The 24619-nt window shown below is 73.3% G+C and carries 25 protein-coding genes; 7 read left to right on the top strand and 18 right to left on the bottom strand.

What is annotated here, in order from left to right; all coding sequences use genetic code 11:
• Window positions 1-67: 67 nt before the first annotated feature.
• Together ACFY0X_RS34640 and ACFY0X_RS34635 are read right to left on the bottom strand one after the other, a co-directional pair.
• Window positions 68-1027: an asparaginase gene (locus tag ACFY0X_RS34640; protein WP_387760490.1), complete on the bottom strand. Its 960-nt coding sequence runs from the start codon at window positions 1025-1027 to the stop codon at window positions 68-70.
• 74 nt (window positions 1028-1101) lie between these two features.
• Window positions 1102-1731: an ABC transporter substrate-binding protein gene (locus ACFY0X_RS34635; RefSeq protein ID WP_387760489.1), complete on the bottom strand. Its 630-nt coding sequence runs from the start codon at window positions 1729-1731 to the stop codon at window positions 1102-1104.
• A 558-nt stretch (window positions 1732-2289) separates the two neighbouring features.
• Here ACFY0X_RS34635 and ACFY0X_RS34630 point away from each other — a divergent pair.
• Window positions 2290-2817 (top strand): D-aminoacyl-tRNA deacylase, encoded by a 528-nt coding sequence (locus ACFY0X_RS34630; RefSeq protein ID WP_387760488.1) that lies wholly within the window; start codon window positions 2290-2292, stop codon window positions 2815-2817.
• 22 nt (window positions 2818-2839) lie between these two features.
• Here the strand turns inward: ACFY0X_RS34630 and ACFY0X_RS34625 are convergent, their stop codons facing one another.
• The 3 genes from ACFY0X_RS34625 to ACFY0X_RS34615 form a co-directional block, all read right to left on the bottom strand.
• Complete coding sequence (locus ACFY0X_RS34625; RefSeq protein WP_387760517.1) at window positions 2840-3802, bottom strand: YgfZ/GcvT domain-containing protein; 963 nt, start codon at window positions 3800-3802, stop codon at window positions 2840-2842.
• 19 nt (window positions 3803-3821) lie between these two features.
• The gene (locus tag ACFY0X_RS34620; RefSeq protein ID WP_387760487.1) at window positions 3822-4286 is read right to left on the bottom strand and encodes a Fur family transcriptional regulator; all 465 of its coding nucleotides are present in this window, start codon (window positions 4284-4286) and stop codon (window positions 3822-3824) included.
• A gap of 102 nt (window positions 4287-4388) precedes the next feature.
• Complete coding sequence (locus tag ACFY0X_RS34615; RefSeq protein WP_387760486.1) at window positions 4389-4973, bottom strand: FABP family protein; 585 nt, start codon at window positions 4971-4973, stop codon at window positions 4389-4391.
• A gap of 348 nt (window positions 4974-5321) precedes the next feature.
• Between ACFY0X_RS34615 and ACFY0X_RS34610 the strand changes: the two genes are divergently transcribed.
• On the top strand, window positions 5322-5684 hold the full coding sequence (locus ACFY0X_RS34610) for a DsrE family protein (protein ID WP_387760485.1): 363 nt from the start codon (window positions 5322-5324) through the stop codon (window positions 5682-5684).
• On the opposite strand, the gene ACFY0X_RS34605 is transcribed toward ACFY0X_RS34610, so the two are convergent.
• The 7 genes from ACFY0X_RS34605 to ACFY0X_RS34575 form a co-directional block, all read right to left on the bottom strand.
• On the bottom strand, window positions 5685-5963 hold the full coding sequence (locus ACFY0X_RS34605) for a DUF3099 domain-containing protein (RefSeq protein ID WP_387760484.1): 279 nt from the start codon (window positions 5961-5963) through the stop codon (window positions 5685-5687).
• A gap of 73 nt (window positions 5964-6036) precedes the next feature.
• Complete coding sequence (locus tag ACFY0X_RS34600; protein WP_045692289.1) at window positions 6037-6327, bottom strand: DUF1416 domain-containing protein; 291 nt, start codon at window positions 6325-6327, stop codon at window positions 6037-6039.
• Window positions 6328-6366: 39 nt separating this feature from the next.
• The gene (locus ACFY0X_RS34595; protein ID WP_387760483.1) at window positions 6367-7203 is read right to left on the bottom strand and encodes a sulfurtransferase; all 837 of its coding nucleotides are present in this window, start codon (window positions 7201-7203) and stop codon (window positions 6367-6369) included.
• Window positions 7204-7435: 232 nt separating this feature from the next.
• Entirely contained in the window at window positions 7436-7516 is an 81-nt protein-coding gene (locus tag ACFY0X_RS34590; protein ID WP_353652343.1) for an Ms5788A family Cys-rich leader peptide, read from the bottom strand.
• A gap of 235 nt (window positions 7517-7751) precedes the next feature.
• The gene (locus tag ACFY0X_RS34585; protein WP_387760482.1) at window positions 7752-8483 is read right to left on the bottom strand and encodes a DUF2993 domain-containing protein; all 732 of its coding nucleotides are present in this window, start codon (window positions 8481-8483) and stop codon (window positions 7752-7754) included.
• Between the two features lie 211 nt (window positions 8484-8694).
• The gene (locus tag ACFY0X_RS34580) at window positions 8695-10116 is read right to left on the bottom strand and encodes a hypothetical protein (protein ID WP_387760481.1); all 1422 of its coding nucleotides are present in this window, start codon (window positions 10114-10116) and stop codon (window positions 8695-8697) included.
• A gap of 5 nt (window positions 10117-10121) precedes the next feature.
• Window positions 10122-10415 (bottom strand): MoaD/ThiS family protein, encoded by a 294-nt coding sequence (locus ACFY0X_RS34575; protein WP_387760480.1) that lies wholly within the window; start codon window positions 10413-10415, stop codon window positions 10122-10124.
• A gap of 730 nt (window positions 10416-11145) precedes the next feature.
• Between ACFY0X_RS34575 and ACFY0X_RS34570 the strand changes: the two genes are divergently transcribed.
• From ACFY0X_RS34570 to ACFY0X_RS34550, 5 genes are all read left to right on the top strand, one after another.
• Window positions 11146-11877: a response regulator transcription factor gene (locus tag ACFY0X_RS34570; protein ID WP_387760479.1), complete on the top strand. Its 732-nt coding sequence runs from the start codon at window positions 11146-11148 to the stop codon at window positions 11875-11877.
• A gap of 145 nt (window positions 11878-12022) precedes the next feature.
• The gene (locus ACFY0X_RS34565; RefSeq protein ID WP_387760478.1) at window positions 12023-13081 is read left to right on the top strand and encodes a LacI family DNA-binding transcriptional regulator; all 1059 of its coding nucleotides are present in this window, start codon (window positions 12023-12025) and stop codon (window positions 13079-13081) included.
• Window positions 13082-13215: 134 nt separating this feature from the next.
• The gene (locus tag ACFY0X_RS34560; protein WP_387760477.1) at window positions 13216-14412 is read left to right on the top strand and encodes a S1C family serine protease; all 1197 of its coding nucleotides are present in this window, start codon (window positions 13216-13218) and stop codon (window positions 14410-14412) included.
• 68 nt (window positions 14413-14480) lie between these two features.
• Window positions 14481-15251, top strand: a complete 771-nt coding sequence (locus ACFY0X_RS34555; RefSeq protein ID WP_387760476.1) for a response regulator transcription factor — start codon at window positions 14481-14483, stop codon at window positions 15249-15251.
• Complete coding sequence (locus ACFY0X_RS34550; protein WP_387760475.1) at window positions 15248-16744, top strand: ATP-binding protein; 1497 nt, start codon at window positions 15248-15250, stop codon at window positions 16742-16744. The genes ACFY0X_RS34555 and ACFY0X_RS34550 overlap by 4 nt, the downstream gene beginning before the upstream one ends.
• A 96-nt stretch (window positions 16745-16840) precedes the next feature.
• Here the strand turns inward: ACFY0X_RS34550 and ACFY0X_RS34545 are convergent, their stop codons facing one another.
• The 6 genes from ACFY0X_RS34545 to ACFY0X_RS34520 form a co-directional block, all read right to left on the bottom strand.
• Window positions 16841-18646 carry a bifunctional metallophosphatase/5'-nucleotidase gene (locus ACFY0X_RS34545; protein ID WP_387760474.1) on the bottom strand — a complete coding sequence of 602 codons (1806 nt, stop codon included), beginning with the start codon at window positions 18644-18646 and terminating at the stop codon, window positions 16841-16843.
• 229 nt (window positions 18647-18875) lie between these two features.
• Complete coding sequence (locus ACFY0X_RS34540) at window positions 18876-20225, bottom strand: ATP-binding protein (protein WP_387760473.1); 1350 nt, start codon at window positions 20223-20225, stop codon at window positions 18876-18878.
• A 54-nt stretch (window positions 20226-20279) separates the two neighbouring features.
• On the bottom strand, window positions 20280-21854 hold the full coding sequence (locus ACFY0X_RS34535) for an SCO6880 family protein (RefSeq protein WP_387760472.1): 1575 nt from the start codon (window positions 21852-21854) through the stop codon (window positions 20280-20282).
• 7 nt (window positions 21855-21861) lie between these two features.
• A complete protein-coding gene (locus ACFY0X_RS34530) occupies window positions 21862-23082 on the bottom strand; it encodes a hypothetical protein (RefSeq protein WP_387760471.1) in 1221 nt (406 codons plus the stop codon).
• A gap of 52 nt (window positions 23083-23134) precedes the next feature.
• Window positions 23135-23950 (bottom strand): hypothetical protein, encoded by an 816-nt coding sequence (locus ACFY0X_RS34525; protein WP_387760470.1) that lies wholly within the window; start codon window positions 23948-23950, stop codon window positions 23135-23137.
• Window positions 23951-24116: 166 nt separating this feature from the next.
• Window positions 24117-24467, bottom strand: a complete 351-nt coding sequence (locus ACFY0X_RS34520; RefSeq protein ID WP_387760469.1) for a hypothetical protein — start codon at window positions 24465-24467, stop codon at window positions 24117-24119.
• Window positions 24468-24619: the final 152 nt, after the last annotated feature.

The raw sequence follows: 24619 nt of genomic DNA, 5'->3' as shown, positions 1-24619 counted from the left end.
AGGTGTATCGGCCCTGCGGGCCAGGACCCCCGGCGTCGCGCACCCGGCGGGAATTGTCAGACACGCCCTAAAAGGCCGCCCGCACCTCGCCGACCGCCACGCCGCCGCCGAGCAGCGGGGCCGCGCCGATCCGCTCGACGGTCCCGTCCGCCCCGGCCACCCCGAGCCGGCGCAGCGCGGCCGCCAGGACCGGGCCGCGGGCCCGCTCGCCGCCGTCCTCGATCTTGAAGGCCAGCGCCCGCCCGTCCGGCAGCGCGACCACCTGGACGGCCTCGGCGCCCATCTTGGACAGCGCGCCCGGCACCGCCCGCATCAGCCAGGTGTCGGCCCGGCGGGTGCCGGCGACGTACTCGGGGTGGGCGCGCATCGCGTCGGCGACGCGGCGCGGCGCGCTGCCCTCGGCGGCCAGCACCAGGCCGCGGTAGCCGCGGGCCAGGCCGGTCAGCGACACGGCCAGCAGCGGCGCACCGCAGCCGTCCACCCCGGCGTGCGCGGCGGTCTCGCCGGTGGCCTCCTCCAGGGCCTCGCGGGCCAGCAGCTGGATCGGGTGGGCCGGGTCGAGGTAGCTCGCGGTGTCCCAGCCGTTGGCGGTGCAGGCGGCCAGCCAGCCGGCGTGCTTGCCGGAGCAGTCCATCAGGATCGGGGCGCGCTCGCCGCCGGCGGCGAGCAGCAGCTCCGCCTCGGTGTCGTCCAGCGGCAGGTCGGCCGGGGTGCGCAGGGCCGACTCGTCGAGCCCGGCGGAGCCGAGGATGCTCCGCACGCCATCGAGGTGAAACGATTCTGCGGAGTGGCTGGAGGCCGCCAGCGCCAGCAGCTCGCCCTCGATCGCCAGCCCGGCCCGCAGGGTGGCCACCGCCTGGAACGGCTTTGCCGTCGACCGCGGGAAGACCGGGGCGTCCGGGTCGCCGAGCGCGAACTCGACCGATCCGTCGGCTGCGAGCAGCACCAGCGAGCCGTGGTGGCGGCCCTCGACGAAACCGGAGCGCACGACCTCGGCGAGAACGGGCGCGGTGGCGGGCAGGGACATGACGGATGAGCCTTCCGGGGCGAGGGTGGTGGCCGGGAGCGAGCCGGGCCCACCGCCCGCGGCGGCTCACCCGGTCAGAGCGGCCCTCCTGCGAGCAGGTCGTCGACCCGTGCTTCCCCATCACGGTACCTGCGGGTGATCTCGGCATTGCAACCGTCCGCCGTGCGCAGCAGCCGCTGGCGCCGTCCGGACACCTCGCGCTCGTGCGCCCGCAGCCGTTCCAGGGCGGCCAGCAGCTCCTCCGCCGGGTGCGCCGCCAGGTCGGCGAGCTGGACGTCGCCCATCAACGCGTCCGCCTCCAGCCGGGACTCCAGGGTGCGCGGCGGGCCGAGGGTGACGTGCCGGGCCGAGCGCCGCACGGTGGAGGGCGTGTCGGTCAGGATGGCCGGCAGCCGGTCCAGCAGGTCACCGGGAACCAGGTCGGAGCCGGAGGGGCCGGAGGGGCCGGCCGCGCGGACCGGGCCCACGCCTGGCCGCCGGTCGAGTTCGGCGCGCAGGATGTCCATCCGCCCGTGCAGCAGCCGCCGCAGGTACGACAGGTCGGCCTCCTGCTCCAGGGTCTCCCGGCGCAGCACCCGCAGCTGCTCCAGGCCAAGCCGTTCCAGGTCGGGCTCGTCCTCCGCGCCCACCGCCGGACCGCACGGCTCCCCTGGGGCCCGCACCACCGGCCCGGACCGGTCCCGCGCCGCGCTGCTCGCGTCCATCACCCAACCACCTGACGTCGTCCGATCCCGCCCGCTCGCGGCACCCCGTCCCTGCCGCCGGTCCGGCCCGTCCCCCGACGGGCCGTGCGTCCCGTCCACCGGCACGCCCGGGAGCCCCCGGAGGCGCCGGTCCCCGGCCGCGACCACCCCACCGGGACGGCACGGCCGGACGCCCGACCTACCGGCTCGACCGCCCGGTCGAACCCCGGCCCGGCGCGGCGGACCTCCTGGCGCCCCGGACCCTTCGTACGGTCCCCCAGCGTGCCACCCCGCCCGGCGCGCGCGCACCGCCCGTGCACCCGAACGGCCCCCTGGCGAACGGGGGTGGCTGATATGACCGGCCCTTTCCCCAGGAAGAATGGCGCCCGATTCGGCGCAGGCGCGCACCCCACGGCGTGCGAGCCCTTCGTGCGCGCCCCTGGTGTGCGCCCTGAGGAGGCCGCTGGGGCACACGGGAAGGTAAGGGAACGCGAGCGGCGCGGGCCCGGACGCCCGGCTGCGCGCGGAGGGCTGCGGGGCCCTCCGGGGGGCCGTACGGCGCTCCGGCACAATGGCGGCATGCGAGCAGTGGTGCAGCGAGTGAGCGAGGCCCGGGTGACCGTGGCCGGTGAGACCGTCGGCGCGATCGAGGGGCCCGGGCTCTGCGTCCTGGTCGGCGTCACCGACGACGACACTCCCGCCAAGGCCGCCCAACTGGCCCGCAAGCTCTGGACGCTGCGGCTGCTGCCGGCCCCGACCCCCCGAGCCGAAGACCGCGCCGACGCCGAGGGCGAGGGCGAGGGCGAGGGCGAGGAGCGACGAGCGGCCGACGGCGAGCGGGGGAGCCGCGAGGTCGAGCAGAGCTGCTCGGACCTCGGCGCCCCGCTGCTGGTGATCAGCCAGTTCACGCTCTACGGCGACGCCCGCAAGGGCCGCCGCCCCACCTGGAACGCGGCCGCCCCCGGCCCGGTCGCCGAGCCGCTGGTGGACGAGGTGGTGGCACAACTGCGCGCGCTGGGCGCCAAGGTGGAGACGGGCCGGTTCGGCGCCGACATGCGGGTGGCGCTGGTGAACGACGGCCCGTTCACCGTCCTCGTCGAGGTCTGAGCGGCCCCCGCCGCGGGGCGGTCTACTGCGGGACGATCACGTCCTGGGTGCCCGGGACCGTCCCGGCCAGCAGCACGGCGTCCACCGGGACGTTCCGCTTCACGATCGCCAGCGCGATCGGCCCCAGCTCGTGGTGCCGGGCCGAGGAGGTCACGAAGCCCAGCGCCCGCCCGTCCGGGTCGGTGGCCAGCCGCACCTCGGTGCCGTGCGGGGGCAGCGTCTCCTCGGTGCCGTCCAGGTGCAGGAAGACCAGCCGGCGCGGCGGGCGGCCCAGGTTGTGCACCCGGGCGACGGTCTCCTGGCCGCGGTAGCAGCCCTTCTGCAGGTGGACGGCGGTGCGCAGCCAGTCCACCTCGTGCGGGATGGTCCGGTGGTCGGTCTCGAAGCCGAGCCGGGGCCGGTGGTCCTCGATCCGCAGCGCCTCGTAGGCCCAGACCCCGGCCGCCGGGCCGTACCCGGCGGTGAGCCGCTCCAGCTCGCCGCGCGGCACGAACAGGTCGCGCCCGTACGGGAGTTCGCGGACGGCGGCGGCGCCCTCGACGGCCGCGGTGGAGCCGGCCGGCAGGTGGACCACGGCGTACTCGGCGGTCGCGTCGGCGACCTCCACCCGGTAGAAGAACCGCATGCCGTCCAGGTAGGCCACCAGCGCCTGCTGGGTGCCCGGCTCGACGTGCGCCCAGGTGGTGGTGCCGTCGTCCACCAGGTAGAGCGCGTGCTCGACGTGCCCGTTCGGGGAGAGCACCAGTGCCTCGGCGGCCTGCTGCGGCGGCAGCTCGCTGACGTGCTGGGTGAGCAGCAGGTGCAGCCAGGAGAGCCGGTCCGGGCCGGTCACGGTGACCACGCCGCGGTGCGAGAGGTCGACGAAGCCGGCGCCCTGCGACAGGTTGCGTTGCTCGCGGAAGATGTCGCCGTAGTGGGCGGCGACACCGTCGTCGGCCCCCTCGGCGGGGACGGCTCCGGGCAGGGAAAGCAGCGGGCTCTTCACACCGGTCATACCGGCCAGCTTACGGCCGGTCCCCGGCGGGCTCGGCGGCGCAGTCGGCGCAGCGGCCGAAGATGGCGAAGTGCTTGAGGTCGGTGTCGAAGCCGTGCCGCTCGCGCAGGCTGTCGATCAGCGGCTGGGCGATCTCGGTGCCGGTCTCGGTGACCTTCTCGCAGTCCCGGCAGACCAGGTGCAGGTGGTGGTGGCGGCCGGCCAGGTGGTAGGTCGGGGCGCCGTGGCCGAGGTGGGCGTGCGAGACCAGGCCCAGCTCCTCCAGCAGCTCCAGGGTCCGGTAGACGGTGGAGATGTTGATGCCGCTGGCGGTCCGGCGGACGTGGCAGAGGATGTCGTCGGGGGTGGCGTGGTCGAGCTCGTCGACGGCCTCCAGCACGAGCTGCCGCTGCGGGGTGAGCCGGTACCCGCGTTCGCGCAGGTCGGTCTTCCAGTCGCCGGAGAGCTGCCAGTCGGTGGTGCCGGTGTCCGCCACGGTACTGTCCCTGCCAATGGTCGGGGGTCCTGGTGCAAGTGTAGGGACCGGCCGCGGGCCGGTCCCTACCTCGTGCACCGAACTGCCGGTCGCGCGACCGGCCTACTTGAAGAAGGCGATGCCGTCGTCCGGCAGGTCGTTGATGTCCTTGATCAGCTGGGCCGGGCTGAGCACCTTCTTCAGCTGCGCGGACATGTACGGGCGCAGCGGGACGTTCGGGGCGGCCTTCTCGCCGACCCAGAGCAGCTCGCCGTTGACGAAGCCGTACAGCCGCTTGCCGCCCGAGTACTCCGGCGAGCCCTCGATCCGGGCCACCGCGTCGGTGGAGACGTCGACCTGCGGCTTGCCGTCGGCCAGCTCGCCGTACCAGATCTCGACCGTGCCGTCGTCGCGGACGGAGGAGATCTCGATGCCCCGGGCACCGCTGGTGCCGTCGGTGTTGCTGGTGATGCGCCAGAACGCGTGCTCGTTCTCCAGCGGACGGACCTTCTCGCCCTCGCCGTCCAGCACCCAGGTGCGGGAGCGGAACTCCAGGAAGGGGCGGCCGTCGTGGCGGATCACGATCTCCTGGCCGAAGTTGCACTTCTCCGCGCCCGGGAAGTCGAATACGCCCGCGCCCTCCCAGGTGCCGAGGAGGAAGGCGAGCGGGACGACGTCCTTGTGGAGGTCAGAGGGGATCTCGATCATGTTCCTGGTCGCTGTTCTCGTCGGTGTGGGACTGCCTCAACCGTACGGCAGACTCAGCGCTGGCCCTGGTACAGCTTCATCACCGAGAAGATGGCGAACCAGGTGATCAGCACGGCCATGAGGGCCAGCAGACCGTCGAAGAACATTTCCAGACCGGACACGGGGGGCTCCCAGGCGGCGACAGTGTGGTGGATTTTGCTCCGCTCACTCTATCCGCCGGGTTCCGGCCGGTCGCGGTGAGCCCCACCACGTCGCGGTTCGCGCCGTCGCCCCCCGGCTGCCCAAGCTTTGCCCAAGGGTTCCGGCGATGCCGGACGGCGGGGGCGACGGGCGCTCTAAGGTGGCGCCATGTCGAAGAAACTGGTCATCAAGGTCACCGCAGGGGCGGACGCGCCGGAGCGGTGCTCGCAGGCGTTCACGGTGGCGGCGGTGGCCGTCGCCAGCGGGATCGAGGTCTCGCTCTGGCTGACCGGGGAGTCCTCCTGGTTCGCCCTGCCGGGCCGGGCCGCGGAGTTCGAACTGCCGCACGCGGCGCCGCTGCCGGACCTGCTGGAGTCGATCCTGGCGGCCGGTTCGGTGACCCTGTGCACCCAGTGCGCGGCCCGGCGCGGGATCGAGCAGAAGGACACCGTCGACGGTGTCCGGATCGCGGGCGCCCAGGTCTTCGTCAGCGAGATCATGGCGGACGGCGTCCAGGCGCTCGTGTACTAGCTAGTCCCTCTTCCGCGGTTCCCGGTCGGGGCGGTCCCGGTCGTGGCCGGGGTCGTCCCACCTCGGGTCGTCCCAGCGCGGGTCGTCCCACCAGTCGTCCTCGGGGTCCCGCTTGTTGGCGAACACCGCGGCGGCGGGCGGGATGACCATCGCGACCACGCACATGCCGATCGCCGCGCCGACCGAGAAGAACCGCACCACGCCCCAGGCCATGACGAACAGGCCCAGGCACACGCCCATCATGGCGAAGTAGTAGCGACGCCGCCGCCTTGCCCGCATCCCTCCACGGTACGACCGAGGGCCCCTGCACGGCAGGGGCCCTCGGGGTGATCCGGATTCGCTCCGGCTCCGGTCAGACCGCGATCGCGACCTCGACGGCGGCGCCCTGGGAGGCCACCACCTGACGGTCCACGGTCTGGCCCGGCACCAGCGCCCGCAGGGTCCACTTGCCCGGGCGGGCGAAGAACCGGAACTGGCCGGTCGCCGAGGTGGGCACCTCGGCCGTGAACTCGTTGTTCTCGTCCAGCAGCCGGACGTAGCCGTTGACCGGCTCACCGTCGCGGGTCACCGAACCCTGGATGATCGTCTCGTTCGCCACGTCAACTCCTGCCAGGTCCGGGCCGCCGGCCTTCGCACCGCACATGTCTGTGTTCCCTTCTGACTTACGGGTCGAGCCGGAGGCTCAGTTGCTGCCGAGCTCGATCGGCACGCCGACCAGGCTGCCGTACTCGGTCCACGAACCGTCGTAGTTCTTGACGTTCTGCTGGCCGAGCAGCTCGTGCAGCACGAACCAGGTGAGCGCGGAGCGCTCGCCGATGCGGCAGTAGGCGATGGTGTCCTTCGCCAGGTCGATGCCCTCGGCCTCGTACAGCGCCTTGAGCTCGTCGTCGCTCTTGAAGGTGCCGTCGTCGTTGGCGTTCTTGGCCCACGGGATGTTGCGGGCGCTCGGCACGTGGCCGGGGCGCTGCGACTGCTCCTGCGGGAGGTGGGCCGGGGCGAGCAGCTTGCCGGAGAACTCGTCGGGCGAGCGCACGTCGACCAGGTTCAGGGTGCCGATGGCGGCGATCACGTCGTCGCGGAAGGCGCGGATCGAGGAGTCGGCGGCCTGCGCCCTGTACTCGGTGGCGGGACGGGCCGGCACCTCGGCGACCAGGTCGCGGGAGTCCAGCTCCCACTTCTTGCGGCCGCCGTCCAACAGGCGGACGTCACCGTGGCCGTACAGCTTGAAGTACCAGTAGGCGTACGAGGCGAACCAGTTGTTGTTGCCGCCGTACAGGACGACCGTGTCGTCGTTGGCGATGCCCTTGGCGCTGAGCAGCGCCTCGAAGCCGGCCTGGTCGATGAAGTCGCGGCGGACCGGGTCCTGGAGGTCCTGCTTCCAGTCGATCCGGACGGCGTTGCGGATGTGGTTCTTGTCGTACGCGGAGGTGTCCTCGTCGACCTCGACGATGACGACCTTCGGGTCGTCCAGGTGGGCCTGGACCCAGTCGGCGTCGACCAGGACGTCGCTGCGGCTCATGGTGGTGTCTCCATCCGAGGGCGGTTGTGCGGAAGGTGCTGCTCAGGAGGGTGCTGCAGGGGTGCCCGGGTGGGTGCGGTCCGAAAGTCCGTCCGAATACCGGGACGGGGCGCGGAGCGGTGCGGCCGGGCGGGGGACTGCGGAGTACATCGGCGACCGCCCGCTCGCAGAGCCGGGCGCGGTCACCGGGAAGATCGGCGGCGGGCGTCAACTGCCCAACCGGGGCGCCGAGTCAGCGCATTCGACACAGACAGGCGGACACGCGGCACAGGTCTACCGCCCGCCGCTTCGTGAGGTCCGTCTGTCGCTTCATGCCGACGATGCTAGGGACACCGGAGGCCCGCTGTCATCAGCGTATCGAATAGTGGGATCAAAACGACCGGATGGCGGGATTTGACCCGGGCCGGGCCCGCCGGGCGCCGGCCGGAGGCCTCCGGCCGGCGTGCGCGGGGCGGAAACGACACCGCTCCGCGGTCCGCGCTGGACAGCGCGTCTCGCGGAGCGGAACGATTCGGCGGGGCCGGGGACTGCCACACGGAGGCCGGGAATCAGCCCAGGAGCTTGAAGCCCTTGCCGTCGAAGGTCAGCTGGAGGCCCTCCGCCAGCGGCGTCACGCCGCTCCCGCCCTCCTTGTCGGCCAGCTTCAGCCCGGCCGGCAGCGAGTCCAGGGTGAAGCTCATCGGTTCCAGCTGCTGGCCGGTGGCGCCGGCCACCATCCCCGCCAGCGAAGTCAGCCGGAAGCCGTCCACCGTGACGGTGTTCCCCTTGTTGTGCACGGTGCCCTCGCCGATCGCGAGCGGCCCCAGCGAGGCCTTGACCTTGCCCGGACCGGCATACGACAGGCTCAGCCGGGAGTTGCCGCCCACCGGCAGCTTGGCCCCGCGCAGCAGCTGGGAGGCGGGCGGCAGCAGCTGCGCGAGGTCCGGGTAGGAGATCACCCCGCTGCCGGTACCGCTGTCCACCGTGGCGCTGCTCATGCTGTCGCCGACCTTGACGCCGGAGAGCTGCGCCTTGAACGAGTGCAGCGCCACCTGGTGGCCGCCGTCGCCGACGGTCAGGCCGTCGGAGGCGATCCGCACGTCGTCCAGCTTCATCGACAGCACCTGGGTGAGGAACGGGAATCCCTCGATCGAGACGTCCGGGCGCTGGCTCATCCGGCCGCTCTTCACGATCCGGTCGGCGGCCTCGTCCTCGGCCACGCCGACCGCGATCCGGTCGGCGCCCAGCAGCAGGCCCGAGAGCACCGCCAGGCCGATCGTGGTCTTCAGCCATCCGCGCATCGTGTCCCCCGTCGTCGCCGTCGCAGTGGTCGTTCGTCGCTGAAATCGTTCGCAGTGGTTCGTTCCCGGAGGGTCGTTCCCGGTGGGTCGTGCACCGTTCGGTGGCGGACGCGGCACACGTCCGCCCCCGCACGACCGTACGACGTCCGGCCCCGGAACATGGTTCCGGAGCCGGAATCCGACCGAAGCGGACCGCGGGCCGGCCGGCGGGTCAGGCCAGCAGGTCGGTGGCGATCCAGACCAGCGGTGCCGCCACCGCCAGCGGCAGCGCCACGCCCGCCGTCATGTGCACGAAGCGGGACGGGAAGTCGTACGCCGCGACCCGGCGGCCGACCAGCGCGCCCAGCCCGGCCAGCGCGCCGAGCGCGGGCGGCGCCCCGACCAGCAGGCCCAGCGCCACCGCCGCGGCCAGGCCCAGCACCGGGCCCAGCTGCTTCGGCCCGGGCAGCGGCGCCGCGGCCAGCAGGGTGGCCAGCGCCACCGCGCCCACCGCGGCCGGCACCCAGTCGGCCACCAGCAGCGCGGTGCACAGCACCGTCACCACGGTGGCCGAGCCGAGCACGGTCAGCGCGTAGAACCGCTCCTTCGGGTCCGACGGACGGAACGTCTGCAGCACCAGGACGAGCAGGAAGAACCCGCCCAGGGTGCCCACCACGGCCGCCGCGCCGCCGCCGGAGTCCGCCAGCAGCACCGCCGCGTCCGCCGTGAGACCGGCCAGCGCGGCGAGCAGGATGCCCTGCCGGGCCGGCCACATGCCGTTCAGCCGGAACCAGCCGGCCGCCGTCAGCAGCTGGAGCAGCGCGACCACCAGGGCCAGCGCGATCTGCCCGAGCGCGGCGCCGCCGGCCAGCAGCGCGGCCGCGCCGGCGGTGATCAGGGCCGGCTGCAGGCCCGGGTCGATGATCGGCGAGCCGGTCCGGCGCGGGCCGGCGGGCGGCACGGCCTGCGGGGGGACGGCCGCGTACGGCCCTGCGACGGGGGCGCCCAGCGGTCCGGGGGCGCCGGCCGGGCCCAGCGGGCCGGGGGCGGTCGGGCGCTTGAGCGTCATGGTCGGCGGGTCGAAGGCCTCCGCTGTCGGCTGCCCGGGGGCGGGCTGCGGCGCCGCGGCGGGGGCCGCGTGCCGGGCCCGCGGCCTCGGCGGCTGCTGGAGCTGGATCGTCGGGTCCGGCTGGGGCTGCTCCGGCTGCTCCGGCTGCCGCCGCCGCTGCTGCCGCGACGACTGGGGCTGCGGCTGCGGGTGCGGGTGCTGGGACTGCGGCTGCGGCGGCTGCTGGTACCGCGACTGCTGGAACTGCTGCTGCGGGTGCCGCGGCGGCGCGACCGGCATGGAACCGGACACCACCACCGGCGGCAGCAGCGCCGTCGCCTCGGCGTCGTCCGCCGCCGGCACCGGTGGCAGCAGGGTGGTCGCGGCCGCGTCGTCGAACGCGGGCACCGGCGGCATGACCGTGGTCGCCGCCGCGTCGTCCACCGGGTACCCGTACGGCGACTGGTGGCCCGGCTGCGGCGGCTGCTGCCCCTGGGGCGGGTACGGCTGCCGCTGCTGGTGGGGCTGCTGCGGCTGGTGGGGCTGCTGCGGCCACTCGCCGTAGCCGCCGCGGTTGGGATGGTTCGGGTTGTTCATGTCCGTCACGCCGCTCAGCCTCCCGCGAACGGGGGAAGGACCTCCACCGCCCCGCCCTCGGTCAGGGCGACGGTCGCGTGGTCGCGGCCGCCCACCTGGGCCCCGTCGACCAGGTACGAGCAGTGCCCGAGCAGCTGGACGAACTTCGGCCGGTCGGCGTGCCGCTCCCTGGCCGCCGCCAGCGCCTCCGCCAGGGTCGCCGCCTGGTACGGCTCCTCGGCCAGGCCGGCCTCGGACTTCGCCGCCGCCCAGTAGCGGATCGTCCCGCGCACCCGGGCGCCGCTCGCGGGCTCGGTGGTCGCGCCCATCGGGCCACCCCTTCTCGTCGTCCTCGCCCGGCCCCCGGTACCCCGGTCCGGCTCGCCACCGCGACGGCCCGCCCGACCACCCGAACGATGGACCCGAACAGCGCCTCCGATGTGCGTCCCATGATGGCGCGTCCACCGCCACGAGCGGCAATCGCCCTGGCCGGACGGACCCGGAACGCGCACCGGCCTCCCACCGGACCGCCACCGGGCGGCGCCGGCCCGGCGCTCGAAGCTGTGTCCAGCCTCACCCGGCGCACGCCCGAATTGGGTGAACCGCCGGATTCCCGCACTCCCGGCGGAAGGGGCGGTCGGCTATCCTCGACCACCAAGAGGGATCCGGGCAGAGTCGCCCCCGGGTCCTTTCGTGCTTTCAGGACGCCAGTACGGACGTTCTTGCGATTCGTCGGCCCACCCCCGGCGCGCAGCAGGACCGTCCCGCCTGACGCGGCACAACGAGGTGCCCCGGCCGGCCGGGGCGCCGCCACCCGGCACCGGGCCGCCACCCGCCGCCGGACCAGACCGGAGGGTTCACGGTGATGAACAGGGCAGAAACGGTGCGCCAGGGGTTGCGGGACCCCCGGCCGACCCGCCGTCGCGCCCTGCACGCCGTCCGCTCCCCCGGTTCGCCGCGGGCCGCCGTCGTCCTCCCCACCCCCTCAGCACGTGCGCCATCCGGCTGTGGCGGCAGCCGTCATGCGACCGCGACGACCCGGAAAGGGGACCACCGGGTATGAGTTCTCTCCTCCTCCTCACCAATGCGCTGCAGCCTTCAGCCGAGGTGCTGCCCGCCCTCGGACTTCTGCTGCACAACGTCCGGGTGGCTCCCGCCGAGGGCGCGGCCCTGGTGGACACCCCCAGCGCGGACGTCATCCTGGTGGACGGCCGGCGCGACCTGCCGCAGATCCGCAGCCTCTGCCAGCTGCTGCGCTCCACCGGCATCGGCTGCCCGCTGATCCTGGTGGTCACCGAGGGCGGCCTGGCCGCCGTCACCGCCGAGTGGGGCATCGACGACGTCCTGCTGGACACCGCCGGCCCGGCCGAGGTCGAGGCCCGGCTGCGGCTCGCGCTCGGCCGCCTCCAGGTCGTCTCCGACGACAGCCCGATGGAGATCCGCAACGGCGACCTCTCGGTCGACGAGGCCACCTACTCCGCCAAGCTCAAGGGCCGGGCGCTCGACCTCACCTTCAAGGAGTTCGAGCTGCTCAAGTACCTCGCGCAGCACCCCGGCCGGGTCTTCACCCGGGCGCAGCTGCTCCAGGAGGTCTGGGGCTACGACTACTTCGGCGGCACCCGGACGGTCGACGTGCACGTCCGGCGGCTGCGCGCCAAGCTCGGCGTCGAGCACGAACAGCTGATCGGCACCGTACGCAACGTCGGCTATCGCTTCGTCGTGCCGGAGAAGCCCGAGAAGGGCGAACGGCCGGAGCTCGCCCAGCGCCCCGCCGCCCCCCTGGAGGCCTGAGCCCGGGCCCGTCCGGACACCGGCGCGGAGCCGGGCGGGCACCCCCGCCCGGCTTGTCCGGTTCCTCCCGGACCCGCCGGCCGGCCTGCCGAACGGGGCCCGGATCCCACTGCCGCCCCGGAGACCACACGCGTAGACTCCCCCCGTGGCCAAAGTGACGCGCGACGATGTAGCCCGACTGGCTGGTACCTCGACCGCGGTCGTCAGCTACGTCATCAACAACGGGCCGCGCCCGGTCGCGCCCGCGACCCGCGAGAAGGTGCTCGCCGCGATCGAGCAGCTCGGCTACCGGCCGAACAGCGTCGCCCAGGCGATGGCCTCCCGGCGCACCAACCTGATCGGCATGGTCGTCCCGGACGCCCGCCAGCCCTTCTTCGCCGAGATGGCGCACGCCGTGGAACGGGCCGCCTCCGAGCGCGGCAAGCTCGTGCTGATCGGCAACTCCGACTACGTGGACGACCGCGAGGTGCACTACGTCCGCGCCTTCCTCGGGATGCGGGTCTCCGGCCTGATCCTGGTCAGCCAGGGCCCCTCGCAGCGCGCCGCCGAGGAGTTCGCCGCGATGGAGGGCGCCAAGGTGGTGCTGCTGCACCGCCGTCCCGAGGCGATCGACGACGTCGCGGTGGTCACCGACGACGTGGCGGGCGCCGAGGCGGTCGTGCGCCACCTGCTGGAGGTCCACGGACACCCGTACGTGGCCTGCTTCGGCGGCCCGGTCGAGTCCCCGGCCCCCGGCGACCCGGTCATCGACCACGTCGAGGGCTGGCAGCGCGCCATGGACGCGCACGGCGTCCCCACCGAGCCGCACCTGATCGACGCGCCCTTCCACCGCTACGGCGCCTACGACGTCGCGCTCGACGTGCTGCGCTCGCCGGACCGGCCCCGGGCGATCTTCTGCTCCACCGACGACCAGGCGATCGGCGTGCTGCGGGCCGCCCGCGAGGTCGGCCTGCGGGTCCCGGAGGATCTCGCGGTGGCCGGCTTCGACGACGTACCGGAGGCCGCGCTCGCCGACCCGCCGCTGACCACCGTCGCCTCCGACCGCGACGCGATGGCCCGGGCCGCCGTGGACCTGGTGCTGGACGACTCGCTGATGGTGCCCGGCTCGGACACCGAGCGGGTCCGCACCTTCCCGTCCCGGCTGGTCATCCGCCGCTCCTGCGGCTGCGCCGGCGACGCCCCCGGCCGGTCCGCGGCGCAGTAGCCGGCGAGTACCGGAGCGGCCGGCTCCGCTCGGCAGGCGGCCTGACCAGGCTTTATGAGAACCCAACGGGCTTCTCTCCCCGTTCTGAGCCGGTTCTCATGCACTCCTCATGCGGCGGGCCGAGCTTGGTCGGCATGACCGAACAGCAGCGCCACCCCAGTGAGCCGTACGACCCGTACGAGACCCGGCAGCAGCACGTCCCGGACCCGGCCCGCCGGCCCCGGGTGATCGAGGGCACCGTGCTCGGCGGCGGCCCGGCCGTCGGCGGCCCCGGCACCACCGGCCAGGACGGGTACGGACCCGGGTACGGGTACGGCTACCGCGAGGACCACTCCGGCGGCGCCTTCGACGGACCGCCGCCGCCCCCGCCGGTCCCGCCCGAGCCGCCCACGCTCCTCGGACCGGGCTCCCCCGAGGGCCCCGGCGACCGCGGCGGCCGGGCCCGGCGCGGACTGCTGCGCGGCCGGCTCGCCCTGGTCACCGCCGTCGCCGCGGTCGCCGCCCTCCTCGGCGGGGTCACCGGCGGACTGGTCGCCGCCGACCGGCAGAACCCCGACAACCGCGTCGGCACCGTCGCCAGCCCGGTCTCCGCCCGCTCCGACGGCAGCGCCGACGTGGCCGCGGTCGCCGCCGCCGTCTCGCCCAGCACCGTCCAGATCACCGTCCGGACCGGCACCGGCACCGCCACCGGCACCGGCGTCGTCCTGGACACCGACGGACGGATCCTCACCAACTACCACGTGATCGACACCGCGGCCGCCGGCGGCCGGATCACCGTCACCTTCAAGGACGGCTCCACCGCCCAGGCCACCGTCACCGGCACCGACAAGGCCCTCGACGTCGCCGTCATCACCGCGACCGGCGCGAAGGACCTCGTCCCCGCCGTCCTCGGCGACTCCTCCACCGTGGCCGTCGGCGACCCGGTCGTCGCCATCGGCAACCCCGACGGCCTCACCGGCACCGTCACCTCCGGCATCATCAGCGCGGAGAACCGTGACGTCACCGTCCAGCTCGACGAGGGCAGCACCAGCGCCAACGGCGGCTTCGGCCTCCCCTACCTGCCCGGCCTGCGCGGCACCGCCCCGCAGTCCGGCACCAGCACCACCTACAAGGCCTTCCAGACCGACGCCGCGCTCAACCCCGGCAACTCCGGCGGCCCGCTGATCAACGCCGAGGGGCAGGTCATCGCCGTCAACTCGGCGATGTACGCGCCCGGCGGCTCCGGCTCCTCCGGCAGCGGCCCGGCCGGCAGCGTCGGCCTCGGCTTCGCCATCCCGATCAACGACGTCAAGCAGGTGCTGCCGAAACTCGAAGCCGGCCAGAACCTGTGAGCCGCACGCCCTGAGACGGACAATTGCTCCCAGCAGGCCCTCCCCCCGACGAGAAAGGGCACCCGCCCATGACCCCGTCCGCCGACGACCGCACCATCGCCGAGGCCGGCCACCCCTCCGCCCGGCTCCTCGTGGTCGACGACGAACCCGCCCTCCGGGACGCCCTGGAGAGCAGCCTCGCCTTCGAGGGGTACGAGGTCGCCACCGCCACCGACGGCTACGAAGCCCTGGAGTCCGTCGAACGCGACCGGCCCGACCTCGTCCTGCTGGACATCATGATGCCCCGGATGGACGGCCTCACCGCCGTCCGCCGGATGCGCTCGCGCGGCGACACCGTCCCGGTGCTGATGCTGACCGCCCGCGACGCCGTCGGCGACCGCGTCACCGGCCTCGACGTCGGCGCCGACGACTACCTCGCCAAGCCCTTCGAGCTCGACGAACTGCTCGCCCGGGTCCGCGCCCTGCTGCGCCGCAACGCCCTCGCCGCCGAGGCCGCCGCCCGCGCGGCCGTCGAGGACGAGAGCGAGGTGCTCGCCTTCGCCGACCTGCGGATGAACACCGCCACCCGCGAGGTCACCCGGGCCGGCAAGCCGATCGAACTCACCCGCACCGAGTTCATGCTGCTGGAGATGTTCCTCGCCCACCCCCGCCAGGTCCTCACCCGCGAACAGATCCTCAAGGCGGTCTGGGGCTTCGACTTCGAGCCCTCCTCCAACTCCCTGGACGTGTACGTGATGTACCTGCGCCGCAAGACCGAGCAGGGCGGCATGCCCCGGCTGATCCAGACCGTGCGCGGCGTCGGCTACGCCCTGCGCCCGGCCGCCGGCACGAACGCGTGAACGACGTTCCGCCCCCTCCGCTCGCCCCGCCGCTGGTCCCGTCGCGCGCCTCCGACCGCCGGCGGCGCCTCCTCCGCTGGTACCGCTCCCGCTCGCTGCGCAGCCGCCTCACCTTCCTGAGCGCGGCGGCGGTGGCGGTGGCGATCGCGCTGTCGGCGCTGGCGTGCTGGTTCATCGTGGAGAAGCAGCTGTACGGCCAGGTCCGCGCGGACCTCGCCGGGGCGCCGCCGGCCCCGGTCGGCCGGGGGGACCTCGCCTGCTACGACACCCCGGAACACGCGCTGGAACGCCAGCCCGGCGGCAGCCCGCAGGGGATCAGCGCGGCCGCTCCCCGGGACACCCAGTTCCTCGCGCGCGGCACGGGGGTCTGCCTGCCCCCCGGCGCGACCAAGGCGATCGTGACCGTGCCGGAGGACTCAGCCGCCTTCCGGCTCGCGCCCGGCCAGTCGATCATCCGGGAGGGCCGGTACACCAACGGGGAGCCCGCGTTGGTCCGGTTGACCGAGGACCCCCGGTACAGGGTGCCGGTCGTCGTCATGGTCGCGACCTCCACCCAGCCCGTCGAGGAGTCGCTCCGGGGCCTCGCCGTCCTGCTCGGCTCCGTCGCCGCCGGCGGCGTCCTGCTCGCCGCCGTCGCCGGGCGCCTGGTCTCCCACTCCGCCCTCAAGCCGGTCGACCGGCTCACCGACGCCGTCGAGCACATCGCCCGGACCGAGGAGGTCGGCACCACCATCCCGGTTCACGGCCACGACGAGATCGCCCGGCTGTCCACCTCGTTCAACTCCATGAGCACCGCCCTGGCCAACTCCCGCGAGCGGCAGACCCGGCTGATCGCCGACGCCGGGCACGAGCTCCGCACCCCCCTGACCTCCCTGCGCACCAACGTCGACCTGCTGATCCGCAGCGACCAGACCGGCCGCCCGCTGCCCGCCGCGACCAGGACCAAGCTGCTCGGCAACATGAAGGCGCAGATGCGGGAGCTCACCGTCCTGATCGGCGACCTGCTCCAGCTCTCCCGCCCGGACACCCCGAAGAGCGGGCCCGCCCCCACCGTGACCGCCCTGCACGAGATCGCCGCCCGGGCCGTCGAGCGGGCCGAGCTGCGCGGCCCGGGGCTGGTCTTCGAGACCGACACCGAGCCCTGGTACGTGCACGGCGACGCCGCCGGGCTGGAACGGGCCGTGATCAACCTGCTGGACAACGCGGTCAAGTACAGCCCGCCCGGCGGCACCATCGAGGTCCGGCTGCACCAGGGCGTGTTGACCGTCCGGGACCACGGCCCCGGCATCCCGCCGGACGAGCTCCAGTACGTCTTCGACCGGTTCTGGCGCTCGCCCTCCTCCCGGCAGCTGCCGGGCTCCGGCCTCGGGCTGTCGATCGTCGCGCAGAGCGTCCGGGAGGCGGGCGGCGAGGTCACCCTCGGACCGGCCGCGGACGGCGGCCCGGGCGCGCTGGCCACCGTCCGGCTGCCCGGCGGCCCCGCCCCGGAGTGACGGGGCCGCGGCGCCCACGGGGCCCCGGAACGGCGGAGGGGGCGGGCGGGGCGCCCCGACAGCGCCCCACCCGCCCCCTCCTGGGCCGGCTCACGGTCAGTCGATGTCGCTGCCCGGGCCGACGATCTTGATCCGGTCCTGCGCCGGGGCCTGCAGCGGCGCACCCGCGGAGCTGTGGGCGCTCAGGTAGGCCGTGAAGACGTCCAGGTCGGAGGCGCCGACCAGCTTGTCGGTGCCGGCCGCGAAGGCCGGGAAGCCGTCGCCGCCGCCGGCCAGGAACTCGTTGGCCGCGACCCGGTAGGTGGCGGCCGGGTCGACCGGGGCGCCGTTCAGCCGGACCGAGTCCAGGACCACCCGGTCGGCGCCGGACTTGCGCATGTCCAGGGTGTAGTGCAGGTTCGAGGACACCTGGAGGATCTTCGGCGCGGCGGCGTTGGGGCCGCTCACCTGCTGCTGGAGCAGCTGGACCAGCTGGGCGCCGGTCAGCGTCTTGACCTGCATCATGTTGGTGAACGGCTGGACGGTGAAGGCCTCGCTGTAGGTCACCACTCCGTTCAGCTTCGGGTCGCCCGACGGGTCCTTGAAGACCAGGTCGGAGCGGATGCCGCCGGGGTTCATGAACGCGACCTGCGCGCCGCCCTTGTCGGCCGGGGCCAGGCCCTCCAGCTGGGCGTCGGCGATCACGTCACCGAGCGGCTTCTCCAGGTCGCTGCTGCCGCGGCCGTTGATGTCCGAGGCGATGTAGCCGACCGGACGGTTGGCGACCGGGGCGGCGAGCTTGGAGTAGTGGTCGACCAGCGCCGTCATGTCGGGCGCCTTCTCGACCGTGCGGCGCACCACGTGGTTCGCGGCCTTGACCGAGGGACGCACGATCGCGCCGGTGGTCTTGTCCAGCTTCATGTCGATCTCGGTGAAGAGCCGGCCGAAGGAGGCGGCGCTGGTCACCGAGCGCGGGACGCCGTCGGGGTCGGGGATGCTGCAGGCGTACGCGTTGTGGGTGTGGCCGGTGACGATGGCGCCGACCGCCGGGTCGATCTTCTGCGCGATGTCGACGATCGGACCGGAGACGCCCTGACCGGACGCGCCGCAGTCGTAGTTGTAGACGGAGCCGGCCGGGTAGCCGCCCTCGTGGATCAGCGCGACGATCGAGTTGACGCCCTTGGCCTTGAGCTCGGCGGCGTACTTGTTGATCGTGGTGACCTCGTTGGCGAACTTCAGGCCCTTGACGCCCTCGGCGGTCACGATGTTCGGCGTGCCCTCCAGGGTGACGCCGATGAAGCCGACCTTCACGCCCTGGGACTTGGTGATCCAGTACGGGGCCAGCAGCGGCTTGCCGGTCTTCTCGTCGGTGACGTTGGCCGACAGGTAGTTGAAGTTGGCGCCCTTGAAGGTGCGGCCGGGCTCGTAGCAGCCGTCGGTCGGGTGGCAGCCGCCCTCCTGCATGCGCAGCAGCTCCTGCGCGCCCTCGTCGAACTCGTGGTTGCCCACCGAGGTGACGTCCAGGCCGAGCTTGTCCATCGCCTCGATGGTCGGCTCGTCGTGGAAGAGCGCCGAGGTGAGCGGGCTGGCACCGATGATGTCGCCGGCCGCGACGGTGATCGAGTCGTCGGCCGGGATCCGCGCCTTGCGCAGCTCGGTGGCCAGGTACTCGATGCCGCCGGCCGGGGTGGCGACCTCCTTGCCGGTGGCCGGGTCGATCTCCTTGATCGTGCCGGAGTTGCCGACCGGGGGTTCCAGGTTTCCGTGGAAGTCGTTGATCGCCAGCAGCTGGAGGTTGACGGTCTTGTGGCGCTTGGCGTCGGCGCCGGCGGCCTGGGCGGCCGTCGGCACGGCCACCGTGCCGAACAGACCTGCGGCGGCGACGACGGCGAGCGCCGTCCGTCGGGATCTGACGGTGAGCATGAAGGGTTCCCCTGCACCTTGGAAGGAGCACCGGCTGTGGACAGCGTCGGCGTTCGAGATGTGTTGCGACTGCGAAGCCTAGGGTCAACGCGCGTAGCTGTCAGGACGTCGAACGTAACGAGAGGATTACCTACTGACGAACCGTCGCGGTCGGCAGGGAGCGGAGCCTGCGCGGAGCGCCCCGGGCACCCGCGGCCCGGCGGCCGGCCGCCGGGCCGCGGGTGCCGGCTCAGACCCCCGGCTCGGCCGCCAACTGCCGTTCCGCGCGCACCCGTTCGGCCACCGCGTCCTCGGTCATCGCGCGGTCGGTGTAGACCAGCGGGCGCTCGGCCTCGGTGATGATGTGCTTGACCACCTGGACGTTGCCGTTGACGTCCCAGACCGCGATGCCCGGCGAAAGTGTGGGGATGATCTCCACCGCCCAGCGCGGCAGGCCCAGCACCCGGCCGGTGGCCCGCGCCTCCTCCGCCTTCTGCATGTAGATCGTTCGGGTGGAGGCCATCTTCAGGATCGCCGACGCCTCCTTGGCCGCCGCGCCGTCCACCACGTCGGACAGGTGGTGCACCACCGCCACGAAGGACAGGCCCAGCCGGCGGCCGAACTTCAGCAGCCGCTGGAACAGTTGGGCCACGAACGGGCTGTTGATGATGTGCCAGGCCTCCTCGACCAGGAAGATGCGCTTCTTCCGGTCCGGCCTGATCCAGGTGTGCTCCAGCCACACCCCGACGATCGCCATCAGGATCGGCATCGCGATCGAGTTGCGGTCGATGTGCGAAAGGTCGAAGACGATCAGCGGCGCGTCCAGATCGATGCCCTCGGTGGTCGACCCGTCGAACATGCCGCGCAGGTCACCGTCGACCAGCCGGTCCAGCACCAGCGCCACGTCCAGACCCCAGGACTGCACCTCGTCCACCGCCACGCCCAGCGACTCCACCGAGGACGGGTGGGGGCTGCGCAACGTGTCGATGATGTCGTCCAGCACCGGCTGGCGGTCCGTCACCGAGGCCACGACGTGGGCGTGCGCGGCCTTCAGCGCGAAGCCGGCCCGCTCCTCCAGCCCGCGCCCCATCGCCACCTCGACGATGGTGCGCAGCAGCGACAGCTGGCCGGTCTGGGTGATCGCCGGGTCCAGCGGGTTGAGCTTCACCCCGCCGTCCCGGGCCGCCATCGGGTCCAGCCGGATCGACTTTATGCCCAGCGCGTCGGCGATCAGGTTCCACTCGCCCACGCCGTCCTCGCCCTGCGCGTCCAGCACCACCACCTGGCGGTCGCGGAACCTCAGCTGCCGCAGCACGTACGTCTTCTCCAGCGCCGACTTGCCGTTGCCGGACTCGCCGAGCACCAGCCAGTGCGGGGCGGGCAGCTGCTGCCCGTACAGCTGGAAGGGGTCGTACACGTACCCCTTGCCGCTGTACACCTCACGGCCGATGATCACACCGGAGTCGCCCAGCCCGGGCGCGGCGGTCGGCAGGTAGACGGCCTGCGCCTGGCCGGTGGAGGTGCGCACCGGCAGGCGGGTGGTCTCCACCTTGCCGAACATCAGGCTGGTGAACGCCTCGGTGAGGTTGCCGAGGGCCATGGGCGGCCTCCTGACGGGTCAGCGGTGGACGGGGGGTCGGACGGACGGCGGTGGTCAGCGGCGGATGCCGGTGGCGAACGGGAGGGTGTTCACGAAGGCCCGGTGGTGCTCGCGGTCGCACCACTCCAGCTTGAGGTAGCTCTTGCCGGCCGAGGCCCGGATGGTCCGCTTGTCGCGGGCCAGCGCGTCGGGGTTGCGCGAGGAGACCGTGATGTAGCCGACCAGGTTCACCCCGGCCGCGCCGGAGGCCAGGTCGTCACCGCGCTGGTCCACCCGGCCGGTGTGGGCCAGGTCGCGCGGGTCGACCGTGCGGTTCATCTTCGCCGCGCGGCTGGCCTCGGCCTCGTCGTTGGTCTTCTCGGTCAGCATCCGCTCGATCGCGACGTCGGTGGGCTCCAGGTCCATCGTCACCGCGACCGTCCGGATCACGTCCGGGGTGTGCACCAGCAGCGGTGCCAGGAAGTTGACGCCCACCGGGGTGAGCGGCCACTCCTTGATCCACGCGGTGGCGTGGCACCACGGCTCCCGGGTCGCCGACTCCCGGGTCTTCGCCTGCAGGTACTGCGGCTCGGTCGCGTCCAGCTCGGCCGGCCAGGCGTTGCGCCGGGACATCGCCTGGATGTGGTCGATCGGGTGGTCCGGGTCGTACATCGAGTGCAGCAGCGAGGAGAGCCGGGCCTGGCCCAGCGGCTGGCGCACCCGGATGTCCGCCTCGGCCAGCCGGGCGCAGATGTCGGTCAGCTCGCGCGCCATCACGGCCGCCAGCCCCTCGTCGTCCCGCGCCCGCCGCCCGGTGGCCGTCCGGCCCATCGCGTGCGCCTCGGCCGCCAGGTCGCGGGTGTAGTGCATGCAGGCCACCAGGTACGCCCGGTGCTGCTCCGAGGAGGTCGACACCATCGACTGGAGCTGGTCGTACGAGTCCTGCAGCCAGCGCGGCGAGGACGGGTCGCCGCGCCGCTCGACGTCCTTGGCGTGCGCGTCCGGGTCGGCCGGCAGGGTCCGGGCCAGGATCTGCAGCCGGGTCACGAAGCCGTCCCCGTTGGCGACGTGCTTCAGCAGCGTCCCGAACCGGTCGACCAGGGCCTCCTGGTCCTCCGAGTCGCGCAGCCCGACGCCCGGGCCCTCGATCTCGATCGCGGCCGTCACCGTGCGCCGCTCCAGGTGCATCAGCACCCCGACCTCGTCCGGCCCGAACGGCGCCGTCAGCCAGCGCAGCCGCCCCACCCCGGGCGGCGGTCCCACCTCCACCTCCCGGCCGTCCAGCCGGGTGCCGGCGTCCATCACGTCCGAGCGCCACACCGCCCGCCCGCTGCGGACCGTCCGGCGGTAGGTGCGGTTGATCTCCACCCACTTGTAGAACGTCCGCTTGCGGTACGGCACGTACACCGCCGCGATGGCGAGCGCCGGCAGACCGACCAGACCACCGATCCGCAGCGGCAGGACCGGCATCAGCAGGCCCCAGAGCATGCCGAGGAAGGCCCCGAAGATGATCAGCATGATCTCGCCGGACTCCCGGTTCCGGCCGATCGGCGCGTTCGGGCGGGCCTTGCCGATCAGGTAGGTGCGGCGCTGGTGCACGTACGGCTGGGCGTACTGGGCGCCGTACTGGCCGAGCGGTTCGCTGCTCACTTACCCGTCACCCCCCCTTCGCTGGATTGCTGTCGCGGATCGGAACCGGAGCCGGCGGCGGTCCGCCCTGCGGCGGCGGGGCCGGCGTCCGGCCGGCGTGGGCGGCGATGCCCGGCGCCACCGAACCACCGCCCGCGCCCCCGCCGCCACCCGTGCCGGACGCCTGCGGACCGCGGTCGCCGTGGGTGCTGATGCCCTGCTTCATCAGGTTCGCGGTGCCGTTGATCATCGCCGAACCGGCCTGGACGGCGTTCGCCCGGGCCCCCCGCAGGTTCAGCATCTCGTCGCCGAAGCCCGGCACGAAGCGGTAAACCGACGCGCTCGCGAAGATCGACAGGAACAGGATCGCCAGCCCGGACAGCACCCGGGCGAAGTCGTCGTCGGCCCCGGCCCCGGTCGCCACCGCGCCCGCCAGACCCAGGATGACCACGATGATCGGCTTCGCCAGGTCCACCGCCAGCATCACCCCCGCCCAGCGCCGCACGTGCTTCCACAGCTGCCGGTCCACCAGCCCCGCGTACACCGCCGTGCCCAGCAGCGCGCCCACGTACAGCATCGCCGCCCGGATCAGCAGCTCGACCCAGAGCACCGCCGCCGCCAGCACCGCCACCAGCGACACGATCACCAGGATCAGCGGGCCACCGCCCACGTCGCCCTTCTCCAACGTGTCGGCGAACCCTCCCAGGTACGACCCGGTGTCCGTCTTCGTCCCGACCGCTATCGCCTTGGTCAGCCCGTCCGTCACGCTCACCACGGTGTACAGGATCAACGGCGTGAACGCGGACGCCACCACCGTCAGCCACAGGAACCCGATCGCCTCCGAGAACGCCGTCGCCAGCGGCGCCCCCCGCACCGCCCGCTTCGACACCGCCAGCAGCCACAGCACCAGCGTGATCACCGTCGACACGGCGAACACCACGGCGTACTGCTGCAGGAACGACGCGTTGGTGAAGTCCACCTGCGTCGTCCCGTCGATCGCCCCCGACAGCTTCCGCACCACCCACGCCGCGGCCTGCGCACAGCTCTTGGCCAACGACCCTAGGGGGTCGGTCACGGTGTTGACCGCGCCACTACCGGGAATGACGACAGCTCCCCCAGGAGCACAGCCTGCGTCACTGCCGGGGATCGGAAGATCGACCTTTTGACAGGTCGGAGTGGCTGTCGGCGACGGTTCAGCGAATACCCGCTGAGCCGTCGACAGCGCCGCCACCTGCAAGGTGGCCAGCACACCGACGAGGGTGCCCGCTCGGCGCCGTGCGCCGGAACGGCGTGAGGTCTGGTCAACGGGCATAGCGGAACCCCCCGAACTGCTGGACGGCGCCGGTGATCTCATCGGCGGTGGCGGCCTGCTGGTCTGCGGGCACCGGCGCGGGGCCCTGCCTGCTGGTGAAGTCGGTGAGCTTCCAGTCGCTGCCCGTCCAGTGCAGCGAGAGCGTGAGGGTGAACCAGTTGGTGGTCACCGGCTGGACGGAGCGCTCGCCGGCGAGGCCGGTGAGGCCGGTGCACCACACCTCGACCTTGGCGTCGCCGTCGCTGTAGCCCGTCGACTTGGTGCCGACCGGGACGGTGCGGCTGACGAAGGTGAGGCCCTTGGGCGCGTGGCCCTGGGCGTCGAGGCCGTAGCGGGTGGCGGTGTCGCCGCCGAAGCCCTGGTCCAGCCGGCTCTGCAGCCCCGCCAGGGCGCCCGGGTCGGCGATGGTGGTGACGATGCCGTGCCTGCTGTCGGTGCGGAACATGTCCGCGGAGCCGATCGCCACCGCGTAGTTGGTGGCGGCCGACTGGGCGCCCGGCTCGGTGTGCGGGTAGCCGGTCGGGATGCCGTTGACGGTGGTGCCGACGGGCTGGTCGCCGCTGGGGGCCGGGCCGGCGCCGGAGGCGGCGCGGTCGGCGGAGGCACCACCGCCGCCGCTTCCGCCGCCCGTGCCGGGTGTGACGCGGTTGGCGACGGCGATGGCCACCACGAGCAGGGTGACGACGACCAGGACGGCCAGCAGGGCGCGCATCGGGCGGGACTGACGGAGGTTCGGCTGGGCGGAGGACTGTTCGCCGACCGGCAGGCGCGTACGGGTGCGCGGCTGGTCGTCGGACAACGGCACGGCGGCCCTCCTGGTGCGGGGAGCCGGGGCGGCTCCGGGGGCCCTCCGCCCGGGGGCGGGCGCGGACGGAGGGTGGGAACGGGGGTGGACTCCTGGCGGGCCTGCCCCGGAGGGGGTCCGGACGGGGATCCGGTCCCGGGCAGGTCGGACTACTGCTGTCCGATCGTCAGATCGCCATTCCGTAGACAATGGTGAACAGGGTGCCGAGTGATCCGATGATGAACACGCCGGTCAGTCCGGCGACGATCAGCCCCTTGCCCTGTTCGGCGCCGAAGCTGTCGCGCATCGCGGTCGCCCCGATCCGCTGCTTGGCCGCGCCCCAGACCGCGATGCCGAGGCAGATGAGGATGGCGACGGCCATGACGACCTCGACCATCACCCGTGCCTCGGAGCCGAGGGTCGCGAACGGGCCCCAGTCCGGGGCGATCCCGCCGATGATGGTGTCGATGTTCGGCTTCTTGGGGGGGTCCTCGGCCAGGTGGCTGACCGCATTGGTGTGCACGCTGCTCAGGTTCATTTCCATCTCACCGCCCGATCAGGCAAATTCAAGGGCCCGGACCCGGCCCGCGCGAAGGGTCGGTACCTATTCTTGGCCAGATCTGATGTCGACTTGGCTACTTCTCGCGGATTGGTCGTGAGGCATCGGACACGTACGCGAGGATGTACACC

Source organism: Kitasatospora sp. NPDC001547 (genome assembly GCF_042894165.1).
Classification (GTDB): Bacteria; Actinomycetota; Actinomycetes; order Streptomycetales; family Streptomycetaceae; genus Kitasatospora.
The sequence above is the reverse complement of the archived record's forward strand: the minus strand, read 5'-3'. Positions and strand labels throughout refer to the sequence as shown.